Source organism: Dolichospermum lemmermannii CS-548 (genome assembly GCF_028330815.1).
GTDB lineage: Bacteria > Cyanobacteriota > Cyanobacteriia > Cyanobacteriales > Nostocaceae > Dolichospermum > Dolichospermum lemmermannii.
This window is the reverse complement of record NZ_JAQMTJ010000053.1, coordinates 1-11,286: the sequence shown is the minus strand read 5'-3', so window position 1 is coordinate 11,286 and position 11,286 is coordinate 1. Positions and strand designations below refer to the sequence as shown.

Here is an 11,286-nt window from a genome sequence, read left to right as displayed (position 1 = left end):
AAAATTTACTTAAATCTAGGCTGGTTTCCTATTAATTCTCAATAATTAATGTTTATTGAGAATATAGGCTCTTTCCAGAAAAGCCTCTAACCCTTTTGAATACTCATTTTTAGCTGGTTTTCTTACATCGAACTCAGGTGTCCGATGTCTGTTAATGCACCTATACAACGGTGTAAGGCGCGGATACGTGATTCCTGCCAGTCATGATTTTTGCCAATAATTAACTCATGTTGAGCGATCGCTTTGATGAGTTTCGAGATATTGGGATCATCCCCCCACATCATCCCGAATTCTAGGGCGATCGCTTCTAGTTCGGCTTTGTCACGTTCTGATACCGACAGGGTGATAGACTGACCTTTTCGACTCATTATAAGTGTCCGTGTACTTTATACTTACTTTATCTTGTCAACTTCTATTTTGAGTGTCATTATAGATTTTAACAACGAGTTACGGACACAATATGAGGTATTTAAAAAAGATATTAAAAAAGCCAGAGTCTAGCTCTGGCTTACAAGCCCTGATAGGGATTAATGAGTTATGTTAATGCCTTGATCACATCTTTACTACAGTTTCAATCCCTTATAGGGATTAGGGTCTAGTCTCAAGGCTTCTTTAGTATATATCTTAAAAGTTTCATGGAACAATTTTTTTCATTACCAGATTTTTATTCACTTCTTTGCTACAGACAAAATTTTGGTGCTATATTAAATTAAAGAGAACCGAAACAAAGCTGTTTCAGTTCACCTATGTTGAGTGGTATCTCATAGGTTAGCACTGATATGGCTATTTCGGCGCAAACTTATTGAGGTAATTTTTTGTGAAAGATAATCTTCCAGATCGTATGCTTCAAGTTATGTCAGATTCTTGCTGGCATTCTACAGAAGAACTAGTCGAAAAAATTAGCCACCGATTTTCTGCAACTATGCACGTCCTCAAGAAAAGAGGTTATCAGTTTAATAAACGTCGTATTCAAGGTCAACAGCATGAGTATAAACTGGTAATCGAGTCAAAAGCGATCGCTTAAAAAGAATTTCTAACATATTGGGGGTAGTTTCTCCTACTCCCATTTCTTGAAAATAGTAGTTAGTAATGCAGAAATTTCTTGAAGAAAATAACTCCTATAGCTGGACTAAAGCAAATGCAAAACAATACTTCCACAATTACAGAACTTCAAGAATTATCCTCACAAATTCCTGAGAAAATACCTTACTTAAAAATGTTAGTTTTATTTGGTTCTAGAGCAACTGGTAAAACTAAAGCTGATAGTGACTGGGATTTTGCAGTTTTATATGATGAAGAAAAACGTCAGAATTACATAGCAAATAATATTGCTGTTTTATTTGAACTGCCAATTGTGATTGGTGAAGTTTTACAAATTAATCCTGATATTATAGATATTGTAGAACTAAATAAATGTTCTTGGTTAATTAGTCATTTTGTAGCGCGTGATGGAATTATGTTATATGAAAAATTTACTGGACAATTTAATGATTTTTGCTTAAATTCCTTAAAAGCTGAATCAGAGTTAAAGAAATTTCGTAAAGAGCAACAACGAATTATTGAAATAGAGTTAAATAAGTGGGGAGCATGAATAATATAGATTCTGAAATAGTTTTATCAAGACTAAGGTTAATTACCAAATATTACAACACCTTAGTAGAATTTAATTCTCTGAGTCTTGATGAATTTTTAGGTGATTTTCGTCAACAACTAATTGTAGAAAGACTATTGCAATTAATGACTCAAGCCGCAATAGACATCAATGATCATATATTGTCAAAACTCAAATCTGGAAAGTCTTACACTAATTTTGAGGCTTTTATTGAATTAGGTAAATATCAAATTCTTACTCCTGAACTAGCAAAACAAATTGCGCCATCATCAGGTTTAAGAAATCGTTTGGTTCATGAATATGATGATATAGATCCGAATCAGGTTTTCATGGCAATTAGTTTTGCATTACAGCAATATCCGCTTTATGTTAGACAAATCAACTCTTATTTAATTACATTGGAAGAAGAAAATGATTAAACGCGGTCGGCTTTTAAATCGTCCTCCTAAATCCTTAGAGGAAATTTATTTCAGTGAAATTCGCCCCCAACTTTATGAAAACCATGCACATCATCATCAATATGGTGTGAGAACAGGTACAACTCTTGCAGAACATTTAGACTCTGCGTGTCAGTTTATTTTGACAGTTAGCCGCATAGCAGAAGTAGCAGAAGATAAACGACCTTTATTATTAGCTGCAACTGCTGTTCATGACCTCAATAAATTAGATCCTCAAGAACGAAAGGTCAAAACCTTAGCTAGAGATAAAGACTTTTTAAAAGAACAACTTGAAAAAGCTTGTGTTCTTAGCTTTGTAGTCACAGATGATAACTTAGAATTAGTCAGAAAGTTGATTGAACGTCATTCAGGTCACAGCGTCAGTGATGGTGCTAGATTTTTACCAGAAGACCCAAATATTGAACGTTGGGCTGCAATGTTAGTTGCTGCTGATTTGTTTGATTTAGGTATTCCTGATGCACAACGATTTCGTAAAATAGAAACAGAATTAACGGTCGCTTTTGGCAGAAAATGTAATCTTTTTCGAGTGCGTTTATCAGAAGATAAAGGTTATATTACATCCTTGTTACTGGGTGCTTGTGAAGAAGTTTTACAAAAATATGGCTTTCATCCCATCGCCATTTTTCCAGATAGCGAACTTTTTGAAGGTGGAAATTTACCAAATGTAGATTTAACCAAAGAAATCGCTACTGTTTGGCAAAGTAAAATTGATCAAGTTTTTGGTAACAATATTGAAAAACTTGTCAGAGCCACTAAAGATGGTATCAAAGTTACTCATCAGGCTATTCAACAAAATGTTGATGAGGTTTTAGTCAATATTCAGGCTCTTTTAGAAAAGAAGAAAGCAGGTTATAAATCAGATAAAGTTGCTGAATCTGTAACTAAATGGGGTGAAGATGCTGGTGAGGAAGCACTAGAAAAAGCTGCTGAACTGGGATTATTGCCTGTAAGTAATGCAGAAGAATTTGCTATATCTGAAGGTTTGAAAGCAGCTTATCTGAGTTATCGAGAAGCAGGTTTAAATCCTAAAGAAGTTTGGGATAAAATCTCTCATCATGCTGGAATTTCTGAACATCAACGCCTTGCACTTGAAGCATTTAATGGTCAGTATGGACGACCTTTATTTGCAGCAAAAGCCGCTATTAATGGCATTGAAGGTATTAACGAAGCCCTCAAAGAGTCTTTTCAGTTAAGAAATAATAGTACAGAAACTTCTGAAGAAATAGAAGTATCTGAAGAAATGATTTTAGCAGTTCACAGAATGGTAAATTTACCTTTTGCTAATCAGTTAATTGGAATTAATGAATTAGATGCTTATGTAGAAGCTAATCCTAGACAAAGATGTTCTTTAGGTTCTACATCCAGTGAAATAGATGAATTAATTTCCGCAAATATGCCTCCTGGAACAAAAGTACAGGTTTTTTCTAATCGTTTACCAGGTGGTATTAGTGCTGAACCAAAAAGACAAGCAGATTCTATTGCTGCTTTAGCTTATCAACTGATGACAGTGGGTGCAAATTTTCCTAAAGTTAGCAAACAAGAACCTCTTTATTTACATTTAGCATTACCAAAAGGTTCTGCTCCCGAACTTTTGATAATTTGGCGCGAACTGTTAAAACAACTAGCAGTAACAAATACTGAAGGGGGTACTGTTACTGTTGATCAATTACAACTTTATCGAGATCACAAACTTGAATTTAAAGCTAATAAGGTAGTTGGTGCAGCATTACCTAAACGACCGGATTTTATTCATACATCTGTGATTATTCCTTTAGTTTGGGGAGATGTTAATACTTCTTTAGCTTTACTCAAATCACTGAGATTAGGATTAGAAATATCTTTATCTTTAGATATTGGTTTTCCTTTTACTTTAAGCAGCAATATGGAGGTAGATTTATTTGATGATGTATATGGCAGAGTTGAAGGTATTCCTGCTGCACTGCAACCTTTACTAGGAAATGGACAATATGAACGTTTTAAGAATGAAAAGACCCAGGAAGATAGGAATACTCTCAGTGCAGAAGAAATTCTTGAAAGATTACGTTGTCTTGGAGAACTAGCAATATCTGTTGCCAGCATTCAGAAATCTGATGATTGTTTATATGATTTGGCTCGTACTTGTGATAGACCAATTAAACTTTATTTTGTTTTGTTACGTTGGATTTTACGAGAACAAGATGAACCAAATTTGAGCATTATTTGGAGTCGAATTTGTCAGCCTTTAAATACATTAATGGAGAGCCTTATGCCTAATGAAAATTCACTTTTGACTAAATATTTAAAAGAAGCTGCTCAAATAGCCGCAGAAGGCAGAATTTGGGGAAGTTCATTTAAAAGAACTGCTCAATCAGAACCTTTTACAGCTTTTATTGCTGCTGTCAAAACTCAAAAACCTTATTTAGATTTGGAGGTAATGTTTGCAGCTTTAGTTCAGCAATATCATACTCGTTTAGATCGAATTAGTGAATATCATGTAGGAGTAAAAAAACTTGAACAAGTTAAGCATTATTACGATGTATTACGCAAGCTATACGAGGAAGTTTACTTAGCACGTCCAGAAAAGTTGTTATCTGATCAAAAGACTTTAGAAGCTGCTTATTTATTTTTCTTAGAAGAAGCACGTACAAAGCTAAAAAATAAATCAGAAGATGATTCTGATGAAACAAATACAACTGTTTAATTAATCATTAACTAACTAGGAGTTTATCATGTCAATTCAAAAGCTTTCCCCTGTTCTCGCAACTACCTACGAAAATTTCCCCAAAGGTCGGTTTATTACTTTAATTGTTCTCAGAACAACTCACTCAGAAACTATTTTTCGCACAGAAGGTTCTGGTGAGTCAATGTGTAATGAATTTGTTCAAGTTGGTGTGAATAATGATAATATTATTCAACGGTTGGTGATGACTAAACGTAAACAAGTAGCACCAGAAAGACGTTATGGAAGAGAACATTTAAGAGCGCACGAACTTTTATACACTAACGTCAAAGATAGCTCTATTTGCTCTTTAAATACTAATGCACCTTGTGAAATGTGTGTAGATTGTTTCCTTTATGGTTTCGCTGCTGGTGGAGGTGGCGCACAAAAAAGCCGTATTTGGACTGAAGATGCTTTTAGTATATTATCCGCTACTGATGTGGTAGGCGATCGCACTATTAACGCCATCTATGAAAACGGTACAATGCGAGATGAAAAAGGTAATCCTTCAACCGCTTTAAATACTAGCGAATACATCAAACCAGGAGTTCATTTTTTAGATGTTGTCACACTCAAAGATGTAACTGCTGATGAATTGCGGTACATTATCGGAAATATTCTTTTTACCAGTCGTTATGGTGCGGTTTCCAGTCGTGTAGGAAGAATGGAAAATCAAATATTAGGTATTTTTGGCAGTATTACCGAATTGCCTAGCTCCTTGGAACTTGTACAAGCTATTTATGATGTTTTAGGTGAACCTTTAGAACATCCTTTAAATATTAATCGAGTCATCACAGCAACTAAGCAAGTAATTACAAATTGGCAAAACAGAAGAGGGGTTTCTGTGCAACTATCTGATGAAGAATTAGGAAATTTAATTACTGATGTAGAAACCCACTGGTCAGAAGCAGAACGTGATACTTTTCTCAAACGTTTAAGTCAATCCTATGAACCTTTCCGTCAAGTTGCACCTGAAAAAAACAAAGGTAAAGGTAAAGGTAAAAACAAAAATACTCCAGTTGAAGTAGAGAGTTAAATTATGTCAACAATTCCTTTTTCACAGGCAAAACTTATTGAATTAAGCTGTCTTGAACCAGTCTTTTTTGCCTCTAGGGAGTTGTCTGATACCTATTACACTGAGGGGTTACTTGGGAATTATGCTTTAACCTATGCTTTAGGTTGGGTAAATTCCCCCTATCGTCTCCAAGGTCAGGCTACAGGACGACCAACCTACAAAGAAGATTTTCAAGCAATAGCTCAATCCTGCTACATTTTACCAGCTTCACCAATAGGCAGAGTTACATTTAGATTTGAAAGATTTAACGCTCTTTCTGATGCTTATTGGTACACCATGACTAATAATCGTGTAGCAACTGCCAGAGAAGATTTACCATTACAACGTCAAGGTACAAAACCTAGTTCATTTAGAGCAAGTAATTTTCCTCAAACTGGAAGATTACGCATGATTGAAAGGGGTAATAAATTCCAAACATTAGTATTTGGAAATCAACAATTACCAGATTATATTCGTGTGGGAAAATTCGCTAGTAAAGTTAAAGTGAATGTCTTAAAAGAGTTTCCTATAACTTTACTTCCAGAAGGCGAATATAAAAGTCAATTTTATCTAAATGTTGCTGATTTACCAAGACAAATAGAAATATTTGCTTTTGATTTAATCTCTATACCTCCTGCACCGATATTAAAAAATCTTCATTTTCGAGGTGCAGCTTGGCAAATTGGCGAAATGATTGTACCCGCAGGTTTACATTATTGTGGTAGAGAAAACAGAAATGAGTAATCAAAAATTAGTTATCAGGTTAGAAAATCGGAGTATTTCAGCTTGTGCATCTCCAGATGAATTATCTTTCATGGGTGGTAAACCACTACAACATCAAATTGATGTATTTGAAAAATCAAAAGATGCCGATATTATTCTTGATTTAGCACCAACTGGAACGGGAAAAACTAAAGCCGGATTAACAGTTTTATTACATCAACCTACAAAAAGTGCTGTTTATATCGCTCCCACTAATGCTTTAATTGAACAACAAACAGAAGCAGCACAAAAATTTGTTAAAGATGCTTATTTACCTCATGTAGTTAAATCAGCTTCAGCTAAAGATATTAAAAGTTGGCCTAGTGATAAAGTTGGCAATCGTCCAGGAGAAAAACTATATAATGTTTTGCGAAATCCGGCAACTGTTTTTAGTGATGTTGGTGCTAATACACCAATTCTGCTAGTAACTAACCCTGATATTTTTTACTATGCAACTTTCTTTGCATACAACAGGTTAGATAAAGGTAATATTGCTAGTGGTTTCTACACTAAATTCTCTACAGTCATCTTTGATGAATTTCATCTTTATGATGCTAAACAGCTAGTAGGGATGTTATTTTATCTTGCTTATTCTCACGTTTTTAAATTTTTCCAGCATGGACGGAAAGTAGTATTATTGACAGCAACACCTGAACCAGCTTGTGAATTAGCATTAGAAAATTTACAAAATGCAGGTGTGAGAATAGCAAGAATTGATGGAGAAACAAATAATGGTGAGCTTCTACCATCACAAACAGCCGTTAATTTAGAATTACGACCTAAACCAGATAATAAAGAAGAATGGATAACAGAATTAGCAGCAGAAGTTGTTAAACGTTTTCAAGAAAGACCAAATGAAAATGGTGCGGTAATTCTTGATTCCTTGGATAATATTAATCGTCTCTCAGATTTACTAAAACAGCAAGGACTTAGTGAACATATTGGACGTATCACGGGACCTGCACCGAAAAAAGATAGACATAGTGCTATGCAACGTCAAATCATTTTAGCAACCAGCACTGTAGATGTAGGATTTAATTTTGAAAGACATCCTGAACCCAAACGACAAAATTTAGATTGGTTGATTTTTTCAGCACGCGATCGCTCGGCATTTTGGCAGAGAATAGGTAGAGTGGGGCGTGTTTTAGGTAAATCTGAAACTAACATTGATTCAGAAGCCATTGCTTACTTACCTGCGGACGCTTGGGAACAAGATATTACTTCTCTTGATACTTCTGGTGGACGTGCAGCACTAAAAGAAATGTTAGATAAACTTCCCTGTTTAGATAAACCTTTCCTAAAAGCTTATTGGCATTCAGAAGCATCACTAGAAATAGCACGTCCTTTATTAGAATTGGAAGAATTATTTGATAAAATACCTGGTGCTGAATTAATTCCTAAGCTGTTTAATACATTAAAAACAATTTTTGAAAGTAACCGGACTTGGGAAGAATGTCGGTACAGAATGAAAGTTTTACAATGTGCTGAAAACATAGCTAAAGTGCCATTAGAAAAAATCAGAAAAGAGTGGAAATACATTAAAGGTGGTCAAGCTTTTGTTAAAAGATTTATCAAAGTGAAATCACCTGAAGAATGGGATGATTTAGAAGCTGGACGTACAACGATAGAAGAATATGAAGAGATGTTTAAAAATAATCATGATTTACTATCTGAGTTAAAAGAATTTGCTGAGATATTCAGTACCAGCTATGCACCTTTATTTAGTTTCCGCTATAGCTTATTTGATACTCTTCCTATTCGAGATCCGCATGGATTTATTCTTGATGAATCTGAAGAAACACAATTAGATCCTTTTCACTTATTGCGGTATTATGAATTTTTCCAAAAAGGTGAAGTTATAGAAATTCAAAGTCGTGCTAAGGAAATCTATAACATCAGTTTTAGAATGCGTTACCCCGATAGTAAACGAGAGTTTGCTAATACAGAACTAAATAAATTAACAGCTTTTCCCAATTGTCAAGTTATTCGCAGTATTGGAGGAGCAGTTAGACCAACACCAGCATTACAGATGTTATCAAAATATCTATTACCAGGAGTAATTATTTGTCCCAGAACTAATGCTGCTGTTATTTTTCAATTACGTAAACAAGGAATAATTTCCTATCCTATAACTATTGTTTGTAATGATGGTGAAAAAGAATATGAGTTTTTAACAGGCTTATCAGGTATCTTAACAATTGCGATGAAGTTTAAACAGTTACAACTTCCAGATGATGAAGTGTTGATTGCTTAATTGCATATACATAATCATTAATAAAGTTGACAAAATAAACCTGATGAAATTACCGAAATTGAAACTGAGGAAAATTAGATTATGACCATTCTCGATCCTAATCAGTCTTATACTTTTAGCAAATACTTTGAGATGCACATTTCACCTCAAGATTTTGCTGAAGAATTTGGCTATACTTTCACTCGAAAACGTTTGAGTTTACCCCAATATCAAGAAAATCTAGACCGATTAACAGAACTGCAAGAAAGACTTGATGAAATTCTCCCATACTTTGATTTAGCAAATGAAACAAGTCGCAGAGAAGTATTAATTTCTCCCATAATTTTAGACTTAGTTCACTACACTAAATCTGAGGTGAGAATTGAATATCAAATTAAAGTCAGTGAACAACTACAAGGTTACTTTGATTATCTAATTAAAAATCGCAATAATCTCCTAGTAATTGAAGCAAAAAAAGAGGATTTAGATTATGGAATGACACAACTTTTTGCAGAACTAATTGCCCTAGATAAATGGCAAGAAAATCCACAACAAACTCACCTTATCGGTTCAGTTACTACTGGCAAAATATGGGAATTTGCTCAACTTGATCGCCCTAATAAACATCTCATTCAAGGACTTGACAGTTATCGCGTTCCTGATGACTTAGACCCATTGATGCGGATTCTAGTTCAATCTCTCATTTAATTTACTCTCATTTCTATGAGAAAATCATTGCACTCTTAAAAACTATGCCTCCAGTTAGTCTCATTCAAAATGTGCAAATGCAAGGAGAATATTACTATTTTGATGATGTCAAAAATGTAAAACTTCCCAAGTTAATGCAATACCGTTTTCGGAGTTAATTATTTTCCAAAACCTTTACCGCTCTTCTTTATTTTAGGAGAGCGTGAAGGCATTAATTCAGTCATCAAACTACCACGATTTTGTAACATTAACTTGCGATTTCGATCACGTTGATAAGTTGCTATTTCTTCAGCATGAGGATGATCTGGATCTATTTCGAGATGGGTAATAGACACTACATATTGTGCTTTGTCTTCATCTTCGGGATTATTGTTTTTGCTGACCAATCTGCACATAATCCCGCCTTCATCCCCAGAATAAGATACCCGATCAACTTCAAATTCTTTCTCTGGATTTATTATGTCTCCTCTTGTCTTCAGCATTTTCAATAATTCTTTTGCTGCCTTGACTTTAATTGGTAAACTGGCTTCTAACTTTTTAGTGAGTGCTACTGCTTCACGAGAATTATCAACTGTCATTTGTCTTACTCTTTATTCAACTTTTATTATTTTATACGTTCTATAGTCTGAATCTTTCTTAGTTTTCATTATCTATTTACAAATTGTGCCACACTGCAAAAATTATGCCCCATAGTCTCATTCTCAACATCATCCCCCAATCTCCAATTTACCCCAATTTCCTCACAGGTAGACATTACCACGCCTTATTTCTTAACCTAGTGAGTTCTGTTGATAGAAAATTAGGAGACTACTTACACGAATCAAACGCTGATAAAGCTTTTACTCTTTCACCATTGCAGGTACAAAACAAACATAAAACCCAATCTTATACTTTGCAATATGCCCATCAAAACCCTATTCCTGCTGGTACTTCTTGTTGGTGGCGTATTTCTTTATTAAATGACAATTTATTTAATCAGCTTACACCTTTATGGTTAAATATAAACCCCAAACAACCTTGGCACTTAGGTTCAGCCAACTTATATATTACCAGCATTCAAGGTACACCCCAATCTAATCAACCTTGGGCAAATGCTTGTAATTATTATCAACTTTATCAACAAGCAAGTGAGGAAGAACGCAATCTTAATTTCATCTTTTCTACACCTGTAGCTTTTCGTCAAGGTGAATTTGATAATGTTTTACCAACACGGGAATCTGTATTCAATAGTCTACTAAATCGGTGGCATAAATATAGCGGTATTGAATTAACTAATATTTCTTTTGAATCAATTTATGCTAGTGCTTTTAATATCAATACTGAAGTCATTAGCAACTATGAGAATAAATTTATTGGTTGTTTAGGTGAAATTAGTTATCGCATTCTTGGCAATGTAGAAACAACGGCAATTAAACAAATTAACGCCTTAGTTGACTTTGCTTTATATGCTGGTATTGGCAGGAAAACAACTATGGGAATGGGAATGGTGAGGAGAAAATTGTAGGTTGGGTTGACGCAAGGAAACCCAACATGATCATATTCATTATCAACGCTTTTGTTGGGTTGCGCTGTCGCTTAACCCAACCTACAAATTAATCAATTTTTTATATCTTATGTCGCTTACCTGAGTTCGATGTAAGAAAACCAGCTAAAAATGAGTATTCAAAAGGGTTAGAGGCTTTTCTGGAAAGAGCCTATATTCTCAATAAACATTAATTATTGAGAATTAATAGGAAACCAGCCTAGATTTAAGTAAATTTT

General features: G+C 34.5%; 10 protein-coding genes and 2 pseudogenes. 10 read left to right on the top strand and 2 right to left on the bottom strand.

All coding sequences use genetic code 11. The annotated features are described in order from the left end of the window. Nucleotides 1-134: 134 nt before the first annotated feature. Nucleotides 135-368 (bottom strand): annotated as a pseudogene (locus PN450_RS02630) (WYL domain-containing protein); the annotation flags it as partial. A 485-nt stretch (nucleotides 369-853) separates the two neighbouring features. On the opposite strand from PN450_RS02630, the gene PN450_RS02625 reads away from it, so the two are divergent. The 9 genes and pseudogenes from PN450_RS02625 to PN450_RS24025 form a co-directional block, all read left to right on the top strand. Beyond that, nucleotides 854-1,024, top strand: a complete 171-nt coding sequence (locus tag PN450_RS02625; RefSeq protein WP_271835342.1) for a hypothetical protein — start codon at nucleotides 854-856, stop codon at nucleotides 1,022-1,024. Nucleotides 1,025-1,102: 78 nt separating this feature from the next. Beyond that, nucleotides 1,103-1,591, top strand: a complete 489-nt coding sequence (gene mntA, locus PN450_RS02620) for a type VII toxin-antitoxin system MntA family adenylyltransferase antitoxin (protein WP_271835341.1) — start codon at nucleotides 1,103-1,105, stop codon at nucleotides 1,589-1,591. Beyond that, nucleotides 1,588-2,031, top strand: coding sequence for a type VII toxin-antitoxin system HepT family RNase toxin (gene hepT, locus PN450_RS02615; RefSeq protein WP_053539692.1), 444 nt, complete (start codon nucleotides 1,588-1,590; stop codon nucleotides 2,029-2,031). The genes mntA and hepT overlap by 4 nt, the downstream gene beginning before the upstream one ends. Next, nucleotides 2,024-4,750 carry a CRISPR-associated protein Csc3 gene (locus PN450_RS02610; RefSeq protein ID WP_271835340.1) on the top strand — a complete coding sequence of 909 codons (2,727 nt, stop codon included), beginning with the start codon at nucleotides 2,024-2,026 and terminating at the stop codon, nucleotides 4,748-4,750. The genes hepT and PN450_RS02610 overlap by 8 nt, the downstream gene beginning before the upstream one ends. 28 nt (nucleotides 4,751-4,778) lie before the next feature. After that, complete coding sequence (gene cas7d / locus PN450_RS02605) at nucleotides 4,779-5,804, top strand: type I-D CRISPR-associated protein Cas7/Csc2 (protein WP_271835339.1); 1,026 nt, start codon at nucleotides 4,779-4,781, stop codon at nucleotides 5,802-5,804. 3 nt (nucleotides 5,805-5,807) lie between these two features. Beyond that, entirely contained in the window at nucleotides 5,808-6,566 is a 759-nt protein-coding gene (gene cas5d, locus PN450_RS02600; RefSeq protein WP_271835338.1) for a type I-D CRISPR-associated protein Cas5/Csc1, read from the top strand. Next, complete coding sequence (gene cas3 / locus PN450_RS02595) at nucleotides 6,559-8,838, top strand: type I-D CRISPR-associated helicase Cas3' (RefSeq protein ID WP_271835337.1); 2,280 nt, start codon at nucleotides 6,559-6,561, stop codon at nucleotides 8,836-8,838. Before cas5d ends, cas3 begins: the two co-directional genes overlap by 8 nt. 81 nt (nucleotides 8,839-8,919) lie before the next feature. Continuing rightward, nucleotides 8,920-9,525, top strand: a complete 606-nt coding sequence (locus PN450_RS02590) for a type I restriction enzyme HsdR N-terminal domain-containing protein (protein WP_193891656.1) — start codon at nucleotides 8,920-8,922, stop codon at nucleotides 9,523-9,525. A gap of 44 nt (nucleotides 9,526-9,569) precedes the next feature. Continuing rightward, nucleotides 9,570-9,683, top strand: a pseudogene (locus PN450_RS24025) (type I-D CRISPR-associated protein Cas5/Csc1); the annotation flags it as partial. Here the strand turns inward: PN450_RS24025 and PN450_RS02585 are convergent. Then, a complete protein-coding gene (locus tag PN450_RS02585; RefSeq protein ID WP_271835336.1) occupies nucleotides 9,684-10,103 on the bottom strand; it encodes a hypothetical protein in 420 nt (139 codons plus the stop codon). A gap of 104 nt (nucleotides 10,104-10,207) precedes the next feature. On the opposite strand from PN450_RS02585, the gene cas6 reads away from it, so the two are divergent. After that, nucleotides 10,208-11,029, top strand: a complete 822-nt coding sequence (gene cas6 / locus PN450_RS02580) for a CRISPR-associated endoribonuclease Cas6 (protein WP_271835335.1) — start codon at nucleotides 10,208-10,210, stop codon at nucleotides 11,027-11,029. The last annotated feature ends 257 nt before the right edge of the window (nucleotides 11,030-11,286 follow it).